Genomic DNA, 18858 nt, shown 5'->3' with positions numbered 1-18858 from the left:
GCCAGGATCAAACTCTCCATAGAAGCTTGCGCGCTCCGGTTTCGTCACCCTCAGGGTCTTACCCTCAGGTCGACGGGCAACTCAAGCTCGTGTTCAGTTTTCAAAGAGCAATCTTCCTCAACCCGCCGCCCTTTCAGGCAGCGACTTTTATAATATATCACATCGCGCCAACCGGATGCAAGCGCCAATTTCCGGCATCTGCTCCGACCGGTCGTCATCAACCGGTCCGCTCCGTCAGGCGCGATTGATAATGTATCACACCCTATCGAACAAAGTCAATAGCCTGCCAGCGGTCGGAAACAAATTCCCGTTACTTTATTTAAATTCCCCGGGTCAAAACGGCCTGAAGACCGGCAATCAGCGCGATTCCCGGGACGCCGAGCGTCACGATGACCGCCGCGGTCACCGGATTGAGCGGAATGTGAACGCCCGATATCCAGTCGAGTTCGTTCACCCCGTAGATGACCAACGCGGCCAGCGCCATGTGCAGGGAAAACCTGGTCAGCCAGGCCCGGGTCATGCGCCTCCGCATCAGAACAACTAAGAGCGCCGCCGTTGATCCGGCCAGCATGATCGCGAATACCACCTTCATCCCGCGCCCGCCCCTTTCTCCCATTCGCTGCGCCAATGCACGTTCATTTTTTTCGCCTGGCGGAGCAGCATCTCGTACCGTTTCTCCGCCGCCTCGATCGCGTAGATCGCGTAGTCGATCTGGTCGAACCCCACCGCGTACTCGAAATGCCGGTGCGCGTTGACCCAGTCCCGATGCGCTTCGCGAATGTCGCGGATCAACGCCTGGGCCGCCCTCGACTCACGGTCCGCCTCCACCCGCATCGCGCGCTCCGCGTCCGGGGCGGTCCGATCCCGCCATCCGCCGACGGGACGGCGTCCGGAGAACGCCTCGCGGAACGCCGTCATTTTGTTCCGCAACCCCTGCCACAGGTTCAAGTCCATTGGCTCGTCCCTCCGTGCAACGCGAAAATTCGTCCGCGCTACCATACCTATAGCGGAAGGGACAAACTTAGAACCTCGCACCCGCCCGAACGGCAAAAAGCCGCGCCTGAACCGGCACGGCATGGCTCAAATCTCTCTTCGACCCTCCAACGCCTTCGACAGGGTGACCTCGTCCGCGTACTCCAGGTCGCCGCCGACCGGCAGCCCGTGCGCGATGCGCGTCACCTTGATGCCGAACGGCTTGACCAGGCGGGACAGATACATGGCCGTCGCTTCGCCTTCGATGTTCGGATTCGTCGCGAGGATCAGTTCCTTCACCCGGTCGTCGGTCAGACGTTTCAGCAGCTCGGCGATGCGGATGTCGTCCGGCCCGATGCCGTCCATCGGCGAGATGGCGCCCTGCAGCACATGGTACTGGCCGTCGTACTCCTTCGTCCGCTCCATCGCGACGAGATCCGTCGCCTCCTGGACGACGCAGATGACGGACGGATCGCGCGACTTGTCCTGGCAGATGCGGCAAGGATCCACGTCGGTGATGTTGCAACAGATGGAGCAGTAGTGCAGGTTGCGCTTGACGCTGACCAGCGCCTTGGCGAATTCGACGACGTCCTCCTCGCTCATGCGCAGCACATGGAAGGCAAGCCGCGTGGCGGTCTTCGGACCGATGCCCGGCAGCCGGGAGAAGGAATCGATCAGCTTCGCGATCGGTTCGGGATAGTACAAGGGCGGACGCTCCCCTGATCAGAACAGCCCCGGAATTTTCAGGCCGCCCGTGAATTTGGCCATATCCTGGCTCGCCAGCTCTTCGGCCTTGTTCAGCGCATCGTTCACGGCGGCGAGGACGAGGTCCTGGAGCATCTCGATGTCGTCCGGATCGACGGCTTCGGGTTTGATCGTGACGCCGAGAATCTTCTTGTGCCCGTTGGCCCGCACCGTCACGGCGCCGCCGCCGGCGGTGCCTTCGACCTCCTTCTTCCCGAGCTCCTCCTGGGCCTTGAGCATCTGCTCCTGCATTTTCTTCACTTGCCGCATCATCTGCTGCATGTTGTTCATGCTCGCCTACTCTCCTTTGTCCAATCATTGCTTCTCGTCGTCCACGACGACGACCAGATCTTCGCCGAACAGCTTCACCGCTTCTTCCACCCAGGGCGGCCGGCCGGCCGTATCGGCCGCCCGCTCGTCCTCGGGCTGAAGCTCCAGCGCCTCCGGCTGCCGCTCTTCGGTTCCGCCTTCCGCGGCCTGCTGCCATTCCTTCAGCATGACCGTCTGGAAGCGCATCGGCGCGCCAAACACTTCGGCCATCGCGCCCTCGATGATCTCCCGGTTGGCGGGCTTCTCCGTCGTCTGGCGATGCATCGTGTTCCGGAACGCGATCAGCACCCGGCCGTCCGCGGCGGACACCGGCTCGCCGTCAATGAGCCAGGCGTGGACCGAGATGCGGACATCCTTGACCCGCTGCAGCACCTCCGGCCAGCGCGCCTTCACCCGCCGCGCCTCCTCCGAATCGCGCGCCGCGACGTACGGCTCGAGCTTGACGCGGCCGAGGACCGGCGCGGCCGCGCCGCGCTGCGCGCCGAAGGCCCCGGCGGGACGGACGCCGGCCGCGCCCGCCCGCGATTCCCCCGGCCGGACGGGCGATGGCGACGCTTCACCGCCCGGGCCGCCGGAGCGCATGAGCTGCTCCAGGCGCTGTTCGAGCTGCTCGACGCGCCGCCGGAGCCGTTCCAGCTCCGCCGCTTCCGGCGCTGTTTCCCGCGGAGCGGATGCGCGAACCGGTTCGCCGTTCGGCGCGCCGCCGGCCGCTTCACCCTCGTCGGGCAGCGTGCAGATCTTGAGCAGCGCCACCTCGAACATCGTCTGCGGCTGCGCGGCGAAGCGCATGTCGTTCTGGTACCGGTTCAGGATGTCGATCATCCGGAACAGACGCTCCGCGGCGAAGCCCTCCGCCGTGCGCCGGAACCGTTCGGCGTTGACGATCCGTCCCGTGGCGGACGTGTTGTCCGGCGCCAGCTTCAGCAGCAGGAGGTCGCGGAAGAAAACGATCAGGTCTTCCATGCATTTGTCGGCGCTCTTGCCCGCCGCTGACAGCGCTTCCGCGACGTGCATGACCGCCGCGGCGTCCCTCCGCAGCACGGCCTCCGCCAGTTCCTCGAAGCGCTCCGTCGGAATGCCGCCCGTCACATCGACCGCGGCGTCCAGCGTGATGCGCCGGTCGGTGAACGCCGCGGCCTGCTCCAGCAGGCCGATCGCGTCACGCATGCCGCCCTCCGAGAGGCGGGCGATGTACGCGAGCGCGTCGTCCTCCGCTTCGATGCCCTCCTCCTCGCAGATCCGCCGGAGTCGGGCCACCTGCTCCTCGAGCTTTACGGGCCGGAAATCGAACCGCTGGCAACGGGATACGATCGTCGCGGGAAGCTTGTGCGGTTCGGTCGTTGCCAGGATGAAGATCACGTGCCCGGGCGGCTCCTCCAGCGTCTTGAGCAGGGCGTTGAACGCTTCGGAGGTGAGCATGTGCACTTCGTCGATGATGTAGACTTTGTACCGGACTTCCGTCGGTGCGTAGCGCACCTTGTCGCGGATGTCGCGGATTTCGTCGATGCCGCGGTTGGAGGCCGCGTCGATCTCGATCACGTCGAGCACCGTGCCGGCGGTGATCCCCTCGCAGGCCGCGCAGGCGTTGCACGGCTCGGGCGCCGGCCCGCGCTCGCAGTTGACGGCCTTCGCCATGATCTTGGCCGCGCTGGTCTTGCCCGTTCCGCGCGGACCGCTGAACAGATACGCATGCGCGATCCGATTCTCCCGGATCGCGTTGCGGAGCGTCTGGATGACGTGCTGCTGGCCGACCATGTCCTGGAACGTCTGCGGACGCCAGGCGCGGTACAAGGCGATATGGGACAACGCGGACCGTTCCTTTCCGTCACGGCGGCCGATCTGGCCGCATGATGCTTTATTATACACCATACACCAATCGCACGGCGAGAGAAACGACGATCCCGCCGGCCGAGACACGACAAAAGCCGCCCCGGACAAGCCGGGACGGCTGCATATGCTTGGTAGGACCGTGCACCTGCCTCCGATCGTTGCGTTCCAGGCGGCATTCCCCTTTCCCGCTCGGGCCAGGCGCTCCCCCGGCACATGGACTTGCCCGCTTATGGCTGCTTCCTTCCGGACCTGACCAGGTTCACGGGTGTCCATTGCGGAGGACCCGGCCGTCCACGCGGTTCCGGGGCGCCTGCCCTGCAGCGCAAGACCTCGGGCAGGAATTCGACCTCGCTGCAGCGGATTGCGAGTTACAGGGCACCGCTACCTCCCCGTCTAGCACGGTACAGATAAGTATAGCCGATCCGCACGCCGATCGCAACCGGGCATCGTTGTCAAAAAGGCGCCCGATCCGCTCAATCCCGGTCGGCGCTGACCGTCACCCGGTAACGCGGGAAATTTTCCTTCAGAATCGCCTCCGCCTGCGCTGCGAGCCGCTGCGCCTCCTCCGGGCTCAGCGACCGGTCGATGTCGAGATGGACGCGCATATGGGAGCCGCCCGTCCGCGTGATCCGGATATGCCGGATGCCCTTCAACCCGCTCAGAAGCTCGGCCGCGAACGCGTTGTCCCGACGGTAGCTCCAGGCCGTGCCGGTGATCGGAAGATGCGGATTCGACCGGCTGAGCCCCATGTAGCCGTCGTTGCCGTATCCGTCCCGCGCGGTGCGGTCCGCCCCGCATCCGGCCGCCGCCAACGCCGCGGCCAGCAGGACGCCGGCGAGCGCGATGCGCAGCCGCCCGTGTCGCATGCCGATCAACATGAAGAAACCTCCCTTCGCCTTTAGGATGGCTGGGGGAGGTTCGGGTATGCATCCGGTCAGATGCCGTATTTCTTCTTGAAACGGTCCACGCGGCCACCGGAATCGACGAACTTCTGCTTGCCCGTGAACAGGGGATGGCAGTTCGAGCAGATTTCGACGCGGAGATTCGGCTTCACCGAACCGGTCTCGAACGTGTTGCCGCACGCGCAGGTCACCGTCGTGATGTGATATGGCGGATGAATGTCCGGTTTCATCTCGTTCACCTCTTTCGCGCCCTGTGCCCATGAAATGCGGGCCAGAGTTTATTGACACACATGAAGTGATTATAACACGCCGGCTTGCCCCGGTGCAACGGCTTCATTCGGAACGGCGCGGCACCCGGCCCGCTTTCCGGATGGAGGCCGGCGCCGGAATCACCGGATCAGCCGGATGCCTTCCGCCTGCGGAACCCTTCGGGCGGCACGTGCGTGTAATTGCCGATGCGGACGTCGGGCAGTTCCTCCCGGAAAATCTCGATCATCCGCTTCATGCCGAAGATTTCGCCCCGCGCGGGCGGAATCAGCTCCAGGTAACTCTCCGGATCGATGTTCAGATTGCGCAGTTGAATGAGCTTGAGCCCGGTCCGCTTCGCAAAATCGATCATCGCCTCGATCTCTTCCTCGCGGTCCGACACGCCGGGGAAGACCAGATAATTGATCGAGGTGTAGACGCCGCGGTCCGCCGCGTACCGGAGCGACTTCTCCACGTTCCGGAGCGTGTAGCCGCGCGGCCGGTAATAGGCGTTGTAATGCTCCTCGATCGCGCTGATCGTGCTGACGCGCATGAGATCGAGCCCGGCGTCGACGATCGCCCGGATGTGATCGGTCAGACCGGCGTTCGTATTGATGTTGATGTAGCCGAGATTCGTCTGCTCCCGCACCCGGCGGATCGCGTCGACGATCAGCTTCACCTGGGTCGACGGCTCGCCCTCGCAGCCCTGGCCGAAGCTGATGATCGCGTCCGGCGTCTTCAAATGCTCGAGCATGATCTCGACGAGCTCGTCCACCGTCGGCCGGAAGTTCATGCGCGTCTGCGGCGCGGGGAAGCCGCTGTCATCCGGCTGTTCGGAAATGCAGCCGAAGCAGCCCGCGTTGCAGCCGCTGGACACCGGGACGGCTCCCTCCCAGCGCTGCAGGAACGTGTTCGACGCCGTCAGGCATTCGTAGCCGAGCGCGCAATGGGAGAGGTGCCGGTAGACCCGGTTCTCCGGGTATTTTGCGAGCAGCGCCTCGACGCCCTTCTTCAGCTTGCGGCGGTCGCAGTTCAGCGGGTTCCACGGCTCCGGATCGTCGGTTTGCTGCGCGGCCACGTGGAAGCCGCCGTCCTTCCAGACGACCGCCGTATACCCGAAGAGCGGCAGCTTCCGGCTCCGGTCCGTCTTGACGTAGGCGGGAATCGCGAGCCGCGTATACCCCTGCGGCAGCAGGGCGCCGACCGCCTGAACGTCTTCCGGATAGGCGCACATTTCGCCCGTGTCGGGATCGATGCCGATCGGTCGCGTGTGCGGCAGGCTGACCAGCGTCGCTCCCTCGGGCAGCGGAATCAATTCGTCTTCCATCAGTTCGATGATCAGGTCGGCGGTGCGGCCGAGCCCGCCCCAGCCGGGCGCGTCATAGACGCGTCCCCTGGCGTCGGCGTACACCAGGTTCATGCTTTGCATCCCACCTTCCGTCTTGCGCCGTCGGCCATGCCCGGCGGCGGATCAGGACGTCGAGCGTACGCTCCGCCGCGCGGAACTCCCGCTTCCGGATCCGGTCACGCCGCCGTCCGAGGCCAGCTTCTGGATGACCCCGATGAATTCCGCGTTCGTCTTCGTCTCCGCCATCTTGCGCAGGAACTGTTCGACGAATTCGGGAGTGTCGTTCATCATTTTGCGGATCGCCCAGGCGCACTCCAGCTCTTCCTTCGAGAGCAGCATTTCCTCGCGGCGCGTGCCGGAACGGCGAATGTCCAGCGCCGGGAAAATGCGCCGCTCCGCGAGCCGGCGGTCCAGCACGAGCTCCATGTTGCCCGTGCCCTTGAACTCCTCGTAAATGATGTCGTCCATCCGCGAACCCGTGTCGATCAACGCCGTCGCGAGAATCGTCAGGCTTCCGCCCTCTTCGACGTTGCGCGCCGCTCCGAAGAACCGCTTCGGCCGATGGAACGATGCCGGATCGATCCCGCCGGAGAGCGTCCGTCCCGACGGCGGCACGACGAGGTTGTACGCGCGCGCCAGCCGCGTGATGCTGTCCAGCAGGATCACGACATCCCGCTTGTGCTCGACCAGCCGCTGCGCCCGCTCCAGCACCAGCTCCGCCACCTTGATGTGGTGCTCCGGCAGTTCGTCGAACGTCGACGCGATGACCTCGGCCTTCACCGACCGCTGCATGTCGGTCACTTCCTCCGGCCGCTCGTCAATCAGCAGCACGAACAGTTCGATATCCGGGTAATTCGTCGAGATGCTGTTGGCGATCTCCTTCAGGAGCAGCGTCTTGCCCGCCTTCGGGGGCGCGACGATCAGGCCGCGCTGGCCGAGCCCGACCGGTGCGAGCAGATCCATGATGCGGGTCGACAGTTTGTCGGGGGTGGTCTCCAGAACGAGCTTCTTCTGCGGATAGAGGGGAGTCAGGGCGGGGAAGTGGAGCCGCTCCGCGGCCGCTTCCGGACTCTCGCCGTTGACTGCGTTGACCTGCAGCAATCCGAAATACCGTTCGTTCTCCTTCGGCGCCCGGCACTTGCCGGATACGAGGTCGCCGGTCCGCAGGTCGAATTTCCGGATCTGCGACGCCGATATGTAGATGTCGTCCTTGCTCGGCATGAACAGCGGCCTCAGGAACCCGTATCCGTCCGGCATCACGTCCAGGACGCCTTCCATGAACATGAGGCCGCTCCGCTCGGCCTGGGCGCGCAGGATCGCGAAGATCAGTTCCTTCTTCCGCATCTGGCCGTAGTTCGGAATCTGGTATTCCTTCGCCAGCTTGTACAGTTCCGTCAATTTCATCTCTTCGAGATCGGAAATTTGCAGATCGGTCATCATTTCACCCCTCCGTCATCCGGATTTCCGTTTCACGCCATTTCATGATTGCCATTTCATGATTGCCATTTCATGATTGCCATGATTGCCGTTTCATGACGGCCTTTGCTCATTATTGCCGGCCAAACCGTTTTTTCTTCGCGGCCGGGTTCCGGGCGCGATTCGGGCTCCCCGGCACGCGAAACACGGGCATCGCGCGGAAGATGCGCCCGGCGAACTGGGCAAATTCGGAGAACATCGTCCGTACGGCCGCCCCGGCATCAGGACGGCAAGCAGCGGATCCCGGCCGCAAAGGCATGCGGTCGGCCGTAACGGCGATTGGGCTGGGTGCTGTCAGCTGAATCAGGAACATCTGGGATCGGGATGGTGCGAGATTCGGGATTGCGTAAACAGGAATGGCATGGAGGGGGAATCTATCGCGAAATCCGCCTGCGGCGCTATCCCTGCGCTGTCCCAGCGCCGTCCCTGCAGCAGGCGGCCCGGACGCGCGCCTCAGCCGCGATCGGGCTCGCGCCACACGTCGGCGCCCAGCTTGCGCAGATTCTCTACAAGTTGATCATACCCGCGATCGATATATTCGACACCCGAAATTTCCGTGACGCCTTCCTCGACCGTAAGCGCCGCCACGACGAGCGCCGCGCCCGCCCGGAGATCGGACGCGCGGACCCTGGCGCTGTTCAGCCTGCTTCGCTCGATGATCGCCGACCGGCCTTCCACGCGGATCTTCGCGCCCATGCGGACGAGCTCCGGCACATGCTTGAACCGGTTGCTGTACACGTAATCGGTCAGGACGCTGACTCCCTCGGCCTGGGTGAGCAGGCTCGTCATCGGCGATTGCATGTCCGTCGCGAATCCCGGATAGACGAGCGCCTTGACGTCGACGGCGGAATAGACGGGCTGGCCGACGACGCGGATCGATTCGTCCATTTCGTAGACGTGGACGCCCATCTCCTGCAGCTTCGCGGTCACGGCCTCGAGATGCTTCGGAATGACGTTGTCGACGACGACGTCGCCGCGCGTCGCGGCGGCCATGATCATGTACGTGCCCGCCTGGATCCGGTCGGGGATGATCGAGTGCCGGCAGCCGTGCAGCCGGTCCACGCCCTCGATGCGGATCGTCTCGGTGCCCGCGCCCTTGATGCGGGCGCCCATCGAGTTGAGCAGCGTCGCGACGTCGATGATCTCCGGCTCCTTCGCCGCGTTCTCGATGATCGTGAGCCCTTCGGCGCGGGAAGCCGCGAGCATGATGTTGATCGTCGCGCCGACGCTGACGACGTCCAGGTAGATCTTGGCGCCCCGCAGCTTCTTCGCCTGCAGCCGGATCGCGCCGTGTTCGTTCGTGACGGTGGCACCGAGCGCCTCGAAACCCTTTATATGCTGGTCGATCGGGCGGGGTTCGAAGTTGCAGCCGCCGGGAAGTCCGATGACGGCTTCGCCGAAACGGCCGAGCAGCGCGCCCATCAGATAATAGGAGGCGCGCAGCAGCTTCACCTTGCCGTTCGGCATCGGCTTGGGCTCCATGCGGGTCGGATCGATGATCATCGAATCCCCGACCCGCGTCACCCTGGCGCCCAGCTCTTCCAGAATTTCCGTATAGACGGCCACATCGCTGAGCCGCGGCAGGTTGTCCAGTCTGACTTCGCCGTCAGCCAGAATGGACGCCGGCAGCAGCGCCACAGCGCTGTTCTTCGCGCCGCTGATCGTCACCGTTCCGCGCAGCGGGCGGCCGCCGCGGACCATCAGTTTCTCCATGTCTCCCCATATCCTCCCGATGGCGCTGTTGACCGTCATGCGGACGGATGAACAGGGAACCGCCGGCCGGTCGCGGCGGTTCCCGCATGGTCACGCTGGATCAAGCCTGATTGCTGCTGCCGAACAGGCGGATCTTCTCGGCCACGACTTCGATCATCGCCTCGCGGGCGGGGCCGAGGTATTTGCGCGGATCGTAGACCTTGTCGTCCTTGCCGAGGATCTCGCGGATCTTGTTCGTGCAGGCGACCTGGTTCTCCGTGTTGACGTTGATCTTGCCGACGCCGCAGCGGATCGCTTCCCGGATCGCGTCGTCCGGAACGCCCGAGCCGCCGTGCAGCACGATCGGCACCGGAATCTTCTCCGCGACTTCGCGGATGATGTCGAAGCGGATCTTCGGCTCGCCCTTGTACAGGCCGTGCGCCGTGCCGACCGCGATCGCGAGCGCGTCAACGCCCGTCTCCTCCCAGAATCGGATCGCTTCCTCCGGTTTCGCGAGCATCGCATCGGCCTCATCCACGCTGATGTCGTCCTCGGTGCCGCCGATCGTGCCGAGCTCGCCCTCGACGGACACGCCCATCGCGTGCGCGACCTTCACGATCTCCTTCGTCAGGCGGACGTTCTCTTCGAACGGATAATGGGAACCGTCGAACATGATCGACGTGAAGCCGGCGCGGATGCATTGCATCGCGATTTCGAAGCTGCTGCCGTGGTCAAGATGCAGCGCGATCGGCAGCCCCGACTTCTTCGCCGCGGCTTCCGCCAGCGCGACGGTGAACTCGATGCCCATGTATTTCAGCGCGCCTTCGCTGACGCCGAAGATGAGCGGCGACCGCTCGCGGATCCCCGCTTCGACGATCGCCTGGGTGAACTCCAGGTTGTTGATGTTGAATTGGCCGACGGCAAATTGGTTTGCCTTCGCCTTCGGCAGAAATTCGTTCATGGACACCAGTGGCATGGATTTCGTTCCTCCCGCGTTCATAGTGCGCTTGTGTGGTTCAAGCCGTGCAGACTTGTCATACTGAGACATTATACCACAATGCTTCACGATGTGGTATTTCGCCCGTCTCTTTTCCGGCAGAAAAAAGGATCCCGCTTTCGGGATCCGACCGCTTATCCGGAGCGCGCCTCACTGCCCCTGAGCTGCATGTTCACGACCGTCCGCATCTCGTCGATGTCGAACGGCTTCGTGAAGTGCATCAGCGCTCCGAGCTCCGTCGCTTCCTTGATCATGTCCAGCTCGCCGTACGCCGTCATCATGATGACCTTGATGTCGCGGTTGATCTCCTTGACGCGCTTCAGGATTTCCAGGCCGTCCATGCCCGGGATCTTCATGTCGAGCAACACGAGATCCGGGGATTCGTTCTTGACGATCTCCAGCGCCATTTTGCCGTTGGATGCCTGAAACGTCTGATACCCTTCGCTGCTGAACACTTCCATGAGCAGCACGCGGATGCCGTTCTGGTCATCCACGATGAGCACCTTCTTGTCAGCCAACGAACCGATCCCCCCTCCGGAATGCCGGTTCCGGCGCCGATCGCGGGCCAGGCTCCGTTCGGGCCGAAGGACAAGCATTTCCGAAAGGGAGGTATTCGATGCCGCTTTCCCAATTTCCTTCATCTATTGGCAAAAAGTATCACGGGCGGTTGCATGATGCCGCGTGCCGGATCGCCGCGTTCACGAATTCGCGGAACAGCGCATGCGGCCGGTTCGGCCGCGACGTGAATTCCGGATGGAACTGGACGGCCAGGAACCACGGATGATCGGGCAGCTCGATCATCTCGACCAGGCGTCCGTCGGGCGACGTGCCCGACACGCGCAACCCGGCCGCTTCGATCTGCTCGCGGTATTCGTTGTTGAATTCGTAGCGGTGGCGGTGGCGTTCGTAGATCAGTTCATCGCCGTACGCCCGCGCCGCCAGCGTGCCGGGAACGATTTTGCACGGATACAGCCCGAGCCGCATCGTGCCGCCGAGGTCCTCGATGTCCTTCTGCTCCGGCAGGAGGTCGATGACCGGATGCGGCGTGGACGGATCGATCTCCGAGCTGTTCGCGCCGGCAAGGCCCATGACGTTCCGCGCGAACTCGATGACGGCCATCTGCATGCCGAGGCAGATGCCGAAGAACGGCACACGCTTCTCCCGCGCCCAGCGGATCGCGGTGATCTTCCCTTCGATGCCGCGGTCGCCGAACCCGCCCGGCACGAGCACGCCGTGCACGCCGGCAAGCAGCTCGTCCACATTGTCGGGCGTCACGTCCTCGGCGCTCACCCAGCGGATCTTCACCTCGCGCTCCGCGTCGATGCCGGCGTGGCCGAGCGCCTCCACGATGCTGAGGTAAGCGTCGTGCAGCGCGACATACTTCCCGACGATCGCGATCTCGACCGATCCGGTGATCGATTGGATGCGGCGCACCAAGTTCTCCCATTCGGTCATGTCGGGCTCCGGCACATTCAGCTTCAGGTGGCTGACGACGATGTCGTCGAGCCCTTCCTTCCGGAGGTTGAGCGGAATCTCGTACAGATTCGACGCGTCGCGGCACTCGATGACCGCCTTCTGGTCGACGTCGCAGAACTGCGCGATCTTGCGCTTCAGGTCCTCGCCCATCGGATATTCCGTCCGGCAGACGATGACGTTCGGCTGGATGCCGATGCTCCGGAGTTCCTTCACGCTGTGCTGCGTCGGCTTCGTCTTCACTTCGCCGGCCGCCTTGATGTACGGGATGAGCGTGACGTGGATGTACATGACGTTGTCACGGCCGACATCGCCCTTGATCTGGCGGATCGCCTCGAGGAACGGCAGGCTCTCGATGTCGCCGACCGTGCCGCCGATCTCGGTAATGACGACGTCCGAACCCGCTTCCCGGCCCGCGCGGAAGACGCGCTCCTTGATCTCGTTCGTGATGTGCGGAATGACCTGCACGGTGGCGCCCAGAAACTCGCCGCGCCGTTCCTTCGAAATGACGGTGGAGTAGATTTTACCCGTGGTCACGTTGCTGTTTTTCGTGAGGTTGATGTCGATGAATCGTTCATAATGACCGAGGTCGAGGTCGGTCTCCGCGCCGTCGTCGGTCACGAACACCTCCCCGTGCTGATAGGGGCTCATGGTCCCGGGGTCGACGTTGATATAGGGGTCGAACTTCTGGATCGTCACCTTCAGCCCGCGGTTCTTCAGCAGCCGGCCGAGCGACGCCGCGGTGATTCCCTTGCCGAGCGATGACACGACGCCGCCGGTTACGAAAATGTACTTCGTCACGTGCAAATGCCCTCCAGATCCGTTGGTGAAAAACAAAAAAAGTGACACCCGCTCAGCGGGGCACTTTCCGTTCGTTTGCCAGGTATAGAGCAAAGGTGTTGCCCGAGCTATAGTTTACCCGCGCGCCGTCGCCCGTGTCAAGAGAGACGGTCCGCCGCCCGGACCCGCAGGGCCGCTCCCGCATCGGCCGACGGACGCGCGCAGGTACGGTTCCGGGCGCGCCCCGGATGCCGGGGCGCACCGGCGCCGCCGGCGCCGGGCCGGACCGCTGATCACCGATCCTCTTCTTCCTCTTCCTCCATCTCCTCGGCCTCTTCGTCCTCGAAATCCTCCTCGACCGCTTCCGGCGGCAGATCCTCGTCGTCGAGCACGACCGGCTCGTCCAGCTCGTCGTCGAGCGGGACTTCATCGTCCACGTCGACGTCCACATCCTCGTCGGACCCGCCGAACAGCACGTCGCCGTCCTCGTCGTAGAGGCCGTACTCCTCCTCGTCCGTGACGTATGCTTCTTCCTCTTCGCCGTACAGATCCTCTTCCTCTTCGTCGTCGTCGTTGATGATGCGCGGACGCGACGTGCCGAGGGACGGATCTTCGCTCCGATCGACCGGATACCACCGCTTCAGGCCCCAGACGTTGTTGCCGACGCAGGCGAACCGGCCGTCGATGTTGATCTCCGTATAGATCTGCGCGATGACGTCGTTGATCTGCTCGTCGGTCAAGCCGCGGACCCGGCCGACCTCGCGGATCAGATCCCGGTAGTACATCGGCTCGTTGGCCGCCTTCAGAATCTCGAACGCCAGATCGACCATCGGCATTTCTTCAATCCGTTCAGGATCGAGCTTCAATCGGATCTCGCCGCTCATCGAACACATCCTCTCGCGCAAACTGCTTCCACCTGCATGGGTACAGGATAGATCTACCCGTTGTCAACCTATAGTAAACCCTATTTCGGGGCAAAAAGCAAGGAGCCGGGGCCGCGGGACAACCGCCGGAGCGGCCCAATTCGGGCGGGCGGGACAGAAGCTCATGCCGCCGTTCACGGGCCCTCATAGTATAAGTCCAGCATGTTTCCACCGGGAGGTATGCGCCGATGGACCATAGCCCGGTGCTCCGATGGCTGGAGGAAAGGGCGCTTCCCGCCCCGGGCTCCGGCGGCATCCGCTGCATGCTCCGGTTCCGCAGCGCGGCCGATTTCCGCCGCTTCGCCCGCGAGTGGAGGGAACGACATCCTCCCGGGCGGCAAGCGTCCGCCGCCGTTCGTCTCCTCCCGCTCGTCCACGGCGTCAGCTTCACGCTCCCGGCGGGCCGGCCGATCGGGTCGCCGTGGGCGGGGTGCGCCATCGAACCGGACGTCCGCGCCCGGGTCCACGGCACCGTGCGCAGCGTGCCGGCCGTCGAACAGGGCATCCCGTGGGGCGTGCGGCAGATCCGCGCGCCGCAGGCCTGGCGGCTGACTACCGGCCACAACATCAAGGTCGGCGTCATCGACACCGGCATCGATTTCGGCCACCCCGATCTGCGCCACTCCGTCTCGCGGGGCATCAACCTGCTGGCGCGCAGCATGCTGCCGCATGACGACAACGGCCACGGGACGCACATCGCCGGCACGATCGCGGCCGCGAACCAGCTCTACGGCATGGTCGGCGTCGCTCCCCGCGCGGTCATCCACCCGGTAAAGGCGTTCGACCACAACGGCTCGGCCTACGTCTCCGACATCATCCTCGGCATCGAATGGTGCATCCGCAACCGGATGGACATCATCAACATGAGCTTCGGCATGAAGACGCGCAGCCGGGCGCTGCTCGCCGCCGTGCAGAACGCGCGGCGTTCCGGCATCGTCGTCGTCGCTTCCTCCGGCAACGACGCGAAGCGCAAGTCGATCGACTATCCCGCCCGCTTCCCGCAGACCGTATCCGTGGGCGCGACGACGCGGATGCGGCGGATCGCGCCGTTCAGCAACCGGGGCAGCCTGATCGACATCTACGCGCCGGGGGACAAGATCGTCTCCGCCTGGCTCAGGGGAAAATACAACGAAATGAGCGGCACGTCGATGGCCACCTCCCACGTCAGCGGCGCGATCGCCCTGCTGCTCGCCTACCGGCCGGGGCTCGGCCCGGCCGAGATCAAGGAAATTTTGCGCCGTTCGACGCAGCCGCTGCGCGGCCGGAACGCGCCGAAAGGCGCCGGCGAGATCGACGTGCTGCGCATGCTGGCGGCCGCCGACCGGCTGTGAGGGCCGCGGCATCCGACCGGACTCGCCGCTCCGGCCCCCGGCCGGATGCCCAAGGCGTTACATCCGCTCCGGCGCCGTCACGCCGATCAGCCGCAGCACGTTCGCGATGACGATCCGGACGGCGGCGAGCAGCGCGAGCCTTGCGGCGGTCTGCTCCCGGTCATCCGTGATGACGCGCTCCGCCTTGTAGTAGCTGTGGAAGATCGTAGCCAGCTCGTACACGTAGCGGACCAGCCGGTGCGGGGCGCGGGCTTCGGCCGCGTCCGCGACCTCCTGCGGCAGCTCGCCCATCTTGCGCATCAGATCGAATTCCGCTTCGACGGTGAGCCGGGTCAGATCCGCCTTGCCGTGGTCGATCTCGATCCCCTGCTCCTCCGCCTGGCGGAAGATGCTGCAAATCCGCGCATGGGCGTACTGCACATAGTAGACCGGGTTGTCGTTCGACGTGGAGACGGCGAGGTCCATGTCGAAGTCGAGATGCGAATCCATGCTGCGCATCGTGAAGAAATAGCGGATCGCGTCGACGCCGACCTCGTCCATGAGCTCCTCCATCGTCACGGCCTGGCCGGTCCGCTTCGACATCTTCACCTTCTCGCCGTTCCGGTAGAGGCTGACCATCTGGGCGATCAGCACGACCAGTTTGTCCGGATCGTGGCCGAGGGCGGCCATCGCGGCCTTCAGCCGCGGGATGTACCCGTGGTGGTCGGCGCCCCAGATGTTGATCAGGAGATCGTAGCCGCGGCGGTATTTGTCCCGGTGGTAGGCGATGTCCGGCGTCAGGTACGTGTAGGAGCCGTCCTGCTTGACGAGGACGCGGTCCTTGTCGTCGCCGAAGGCGGTCGACCGGAGCCAGACCGCGCCGTCCTGCTCATACACCATGCCCCGCTCCCGAAGCGCCTCGACCGCGGCCTCCACCTGGCCGGTCTCGTACAGCGACGTCTCGCTGAACCAGTTGTCGAACCGGACGCGGAACCGCTCGAGGTCGCGCCGGATTTTCTCCATCTCGCGCCGCAGGCCGTATTCGCGGAAGAAGCGCAGCCGCTCGTCGTCCGGCAGCGAGAGCAGCCGGTCGCCCTCCCGCTCGACGAGCTCCTTCGCAAACTCGATGATGTCGTCGCCGTAATAGCCGTCCTCGGGCATCTCCGCCTCGAGGCCGAGCTGCTGGCGGTAACGCGCCTCGATCGACTTCGCGAGGTTCGTCACCTGCGCGCCCGCGTCGTTGATGTAGTACTCGCGCGTCACGTCGTAGCCGGCGAAGTCGAGCAGGTTGCACAGCGCGTCGCCGACCGCCGCGCCGCGCGCGTGGCCGAGATGGAGCGAGCCGGTCGGGTTCGCGCTGACGAACTCGACCTGCACCTTGCGGCCGCCGCCGACGTTCACCCGGCCGTAGTGCTCGCCCGCGCGCAGCACCTCGCCGATGACCGGATAGAGGTAGCTCTTGTCCAGGCGGAAGTTGATGAATCCGGGGCCCGCGATCTCCGCCGTGCGGATCATCGCGGCGTTCCGGTCCAGATGTTCGAGGATCGCCTCCGCGATCTGGCGCGGATTCCGCTTCGCCAGCCGCGTCAACTGCATTGCCGCGTTCGTCGCGAGGTCGCCGTGCGCCTTGTCCTTCGGCACCTCGACGACGAACGGGGGCAGCTCGTCCCGCGAGTAGACGAGTCCCGCCGCAACCGCCGCGTCCGCGATCGCGTCCTTCACGCGCTGATGGATGCGTTCGAGCACATGGTCACTCATCGTGCGTGTCCTCCCGTATCACCAGATTGATGACGAATTCTCCCGCGTCGGCGCCGCCCGCTTCGAGCCGGTACGCCCAGCTCCACGCCATCGGCAGGCCGGGGCCGTCCGCGCGGGCCTGGATCCGGTGCGTCCGCATCCGGAGGTCGAACCGACCGAGCGGCGTCCGGAAATAGCCGCCGGTCACCGCGCCGGGATCGAACGTCTGGGCGCTCTCGATCTCGCCCGTGCGGACAAGCCGCAGCGTCCGGCCGTCCCAGCGCAGAAGCGAGCGGGTCCGGCCGCCTTCCTCCTCGTAGCGGAGGAACAGCGCGCCGTCCCTCGCGTAGAGCCGGCCGGCCAGCACCGACCGCGCGGCCTCGCCGCCGTCCTGACGGCTCTCGAGTTCGATTCTGACGCCGATTCCCTCCGCGGGAATCGCCATCTGCTCCATCGATCCCGCACCTCCGCACCGCACGCACGGGGTCCATCATCACAAAACCCCCGTCCCCTGACCGGGACGGAGGTTCATCCGCACAGTCCATTCACTGCGGTGTTGCGAACCACAGATTTCTACCATTATACTGTGCGAGACGCCCGGCGCGCAAGAGACGGGAAGGGATATCCATTGACCGCCGGGCATACTGGTAGTACAATAACCATAACCAAGTTGATAGGTCGGATTTATGGCGGCCACACCCAGATCAACGGCAAAGAAGGGAAGCAACATGTCATCACACGTCATCGACATGATCATGCTGCGCAACGTGTTCGGCACGCCCGAGATGCGCGCCGTCTGGTCGGACGAGAACCGGCTGCAGAAGCAGCTCGACGTCGAGGCGGCGCTCGCGCTGGCCGAAGCGGAGCTCGGCCTGATCCCGGAAGAAGCCGCGAAGGTGATCGCGGAGAAGGCGCGGGCGGAGCTGATCGATCTCGGGGCGATCGCGGAGGAGGTGCAGAAGGCGAAGCATTCGTTGATGCCGACGATCCGGGCGCTGCAGGCGCTCTGCGGCCCGGCCGGGGAATACGTCCACTTCGGCGCGACGACGCAGGACATTGTGGACACCGGCATGATGCTGCAGCTCAAGGAAGCGCACGCGATCATCGTGCGCGATCTGCGCGCCGTCGCGCGGCATCTGGCGCGGCTCGCCCGCGATTACCGCGACACGCCGATCGCCGGCCGGTCGCACGGCATGCAGGGGCTGCCGACGACGTTCGGCTTCAAGATGGCCGTCCTGCTGAGCGAAGTGCTGCGGCATCTGGACCGGCTGAAGGAAGCGGAAGCGCGCGTGTTCACCGGCGTCATCGCCGGCGCGGTCGGCACGTACGCGGCGTTCGGCCCGCTCGGACCCGAAGTCGAGGAGCTTGCGCTGCAGAAGCTCGGCCTTCAAGCACCGGACATCTGCTGGCATTCGTCCCGCGACCGCCAGGCCGAATACGCCGGCATCCTCGGCATGATCAGCGCCACGCTGGGCAAGCTGGGCAATGAATTCTACAACCTGATGCGCACCGAGATCGACGAGGTGGAGGAGCCGTTCACGTCCGGCAAGATCGGCTCGTCGACGATGCCGCACAAACGCAACCCGGCCGCGCTCGAGGGCATCGTCAGCCTGTCGAAGCCGGTCCGCTACAACGTCGCGCTCGTCCACGAAGCGATGGTCGTCGAGCACGAGCGGGACGCGATGGCCTGGCGCGCCGAGTGGATCGCGCTGCCGGAGACGTGCATCTATCTCTCCGCCCAGCTCGCGTCGGCAAAGGCGGTGCTGGAAGGCCTCGTCGTCAAGCCGGCGAACATGCGGCGCAACCTCGACCGGCTCGGCGGTCTGCTGCTCTCCGAGCGTGTCATGTTCGCGCTGGCGGACCGGCTCGGCAAGCAGACCGCCCACCACGTCGTCTACGAGCTGTCCATGAAGGCGGTGGAGGAGGGCCGGCCGTTCGGTCACCTCGGCCACGCCGGGCACCAGGGTGTGGGTCAGGGCGTGGACCACCACGTTGGGCAGGAAGATGAGAGGCGAGGCCATGGCCGTCAACTCGCCGTAGGCTGCCACCGCTGCGCCCAGGGTGGCGCCGGACCGCTGCAGGGCCGCCGGGATCAGGG

At 64.9% G+C, this 18858-nt stretch carries 18 protein-coding genes and 1 other RNA gene; 2 read left to right on the top strand and 17 right to left on the bottom strand.

Features of this window, described 5'->3' with window-relative positions; all coding sequences use genetic code 11:
* Positions 1-319: 319 nt before the first annotated feature.
* The 15 genes from A9Z00_RS07615 to rpoE all read right to left on the bottom strand — a co-directional run bounded on the left by A9Z00_RS07615 (position 320) and on the right by rpoE (position 13674).
* Positions 320-592, bottom strand: a complete 273-nt coding sequence (locus A9Z00_RS07615; RefSeq protein ID WP_296975582.1) for a pro-sigmaK processing inhibitor BofA family protein — start codon at positions 590-592, stop codon at positions 320-322.
* Positions 589-954: a YaaL family protein gene (locus tag A9Z00_RS07610; protein WP_296975581.1), complete on the bottom strand. Its 366-nt coding sequence runs from the start codon at positions 952-954 to the stop codon at positions 589-591. Before A9Z00_RS07610 ends, A9Z00_RS07615 begins: the two co-directional genes overlap by 4 nt.
* A 126-nt stretch (positions 955-1080) precedes the next feature.
* Complete coding sequence (recR, locus tag A9Z00_RS07605; protein ID WP_296975580.1) at positions 1081-1677, bottom strand: recombination mediator RecR; 597 nt, start codon at positions 1675-1677, stop codon at positions 1081-1083.
* A gap of 18 nt (positions 1678-1695) precedes the next feature.
* Positions 1696-2007, bottom strand: a complete 312-nt coding sequence (locus A9Z00_RS07600) for a YbaB/EbfC family nucleoid-associated protein (RefSeq protein WP_296975579.1) — start codon at positions 2005-2007, stop codon at positions 1696-1698.
* Between the two features lie 24 nt (positions 2008-2031).
* Positions 2032-3852: a DNA polymerase III subunit gamma/tau gene (gene dnaX / locus A9Z00_RS07595; RefSeq protein ID WP_296975578.1), complete on the bottom strand. Its 1821-nt coding sequence runs from the start codon at positions 3850-3852 to the stop codon at positions 2032-2034.
* Between the two features lie 161 nt (positions 3853-4013).
* Positions 4014-4278: signal recognition particle sRNA large type (gene ffs, locus A9Z00_RS07590), an RNA gene on the bottom strand.
* 71 nt (positions 4279-4349) lie between these two features.
* Positions 4350-4754, bottom strand: a complete 405-nt coding sequence (locus tag A9Z00_RS07585; protein ID WP_296975577.1) for a cation transporter dimerization domain-containing protein — start codon at positions 4752-4754, stop codon at positions 4350-4352.
* A gap of 56 nt (positions 4755-4810) precedes the next feature.
* Positions 4811-5008, bottom strand: coding sequence for a 50S ribosomal protein L31 (gene rpmE, locus A9Z00_RS07580; protein ID WP_296975576.1), 198 nt, complete (start codon positions 5006-5008; stop codon positions 4811-4813).
* 167 nt (positions 5009-5175) lie between these two features.
* Positions 5176-6444 (bottom strand): radical SAM protein, encoded by a 1269-nt coding sequence (locus tag A9Z00_RS07575; RefSeq protein WP_296975575.1) that lies wholly within the window; start codon positions 6442-6444, stop codon positions 5176-5178.
* Between the two features lie 51 nt (positions 6445-6495).
* Positions 6496-7809, bottom strand: coding sequence for a transcription termination factor Rho (gene rho, locus A9Z00_RS07570; protein WP_296975574.1), 1314 nt, complete (start codon positions 7807-7809; stop codon positions 6496-6498).
* A gap of 492 nt (positions 7810-8301) precedes the next feature.
* Positions 8302-9561 (bottom strand): UDP-N-acetylglucosamine 1-carboxyvinyltransferase, encoded by a 1260-nt coding sequence (locus A9Z00_RS07565; protein WP_296975573.1) that lies wholly within the window; start codon positions 9559-9561, stop codon positions 8302-8304.
* Between the two features lie 100 nt (positions 9562-9661).
* A complete protein-coding gene (gene fba / locus A9Z00_RS07560) occupies positions 9662-10516 on the bottom strand; it encodes a class II fructose-1,6-bisphosphate aldolase (protein WP_296975572.1) in 855 nt (284 codons plus the stop codon).
* A gap of 155 nt (positions 10517-10671) precedes the next feature.
* Positions 10672-11055 carry a response regulator gene (locus A9Z00_RS07555; RefSeq protein ID WP_296975571.1) on the bottom strand — a complete coding sequence of 128 codons (384 nt, stop codon included), beginning with the start codon at positions 11053-11055 and terminating at the stop codon, positions 10672-10674.
* A gap of 139 nt (positions 11056-11194) precedes the next feature.
* A complete protein-coding gene (locus A9Z00_RS07550; protein ID WP_296975570.1) occupies positions 11195-12811 on the bottom strand; it encodes a CTP synthase in 1617 nt (538 codons plus the stop codon).
* A 272-nt stretch (positions 12812-13083) separates the two neighbouring features.
* Positions 13084-13674: a DNA-directed RNA polymerase subunit delta gene (gene rpoE / locus A9Z00_RS07545; RefSeq protein ID WP_296975569.1), complete on the bottom strand. Its 591-nt coding sequence runs from the start codon at positions 13672-13674 to the stop codon at positions 13084-13086.
* 227 nt (positions 13675-13901) lie between these two features.
* Here rpoE and A9Z00_RS07540 point away from each other — a divergent pair, with 227 nt between their 5' ends.
* Complete coding sequence (locus A9Z00_RS07540; protein ID WP_296975568.1) at positions 13902-15044, top strand: S8 family peptidase; 1143 nt, start codon at positions 13902-13904, stop codon at positions 15042-15044.
* A gap of 57 nt (positions 15045-15101) precedes the next feature.
* Here the strand turns inward: A9Z00_RS07540 and argS are convergent, their stop codons facing one another.
* Both argS and A9Z00_RS07530 read right to left on the bottom strand, forming a co-directional pair.
* A complete protein-coding gene (gene argS, locus A9Z00_RS07535) occupies positions 15102-16781 on the bottom strand; it encodes an arginine--tRNA ligase (protein WP_296975567.1) in 1680 nt (559 codons plus the stop codon).
* Complete coding sequence (locus tag A9Z00_RS07530; protein WP_296975566.1) at positions 16774-17214, bottom strand: YwiB family protein; 441 nt, start codon at positions 17212-17214, stop codon at positions 16774-16776. The genes argS and A9Z00_RS07530 overlap by 8 nt, the downstream gene beginning before the upstream one ends.
* A 274-nt stretch (positions 17215-17488) precedes the next feature.
* Here A9Z00_RS07530 and purB point away from each other — a divergent pair.
* Positions 17489-18858 (top strand): adenylosuccinate lyase (gene purB, locus A9Z00_RS07525; protein WP_296975565.1); only part of this gene is annotated, 1370 nt, incomplete at its 3' end.

It is taken from the genome of Thermobacillus sp. ZCTH02-B1 (assembly GCF_002159085.1).
Classification (GTDB): domain Bacteria; phylum Bacillota; class Bacilli; order Paenibacillales; family Paenibacillaceae; genus Thermobacillus.
The sequence above is the reverse complement of the archived record's forward strand: the minus strand, read 5'-3'. Positions and strand labels throughout refer to the sequence as shown.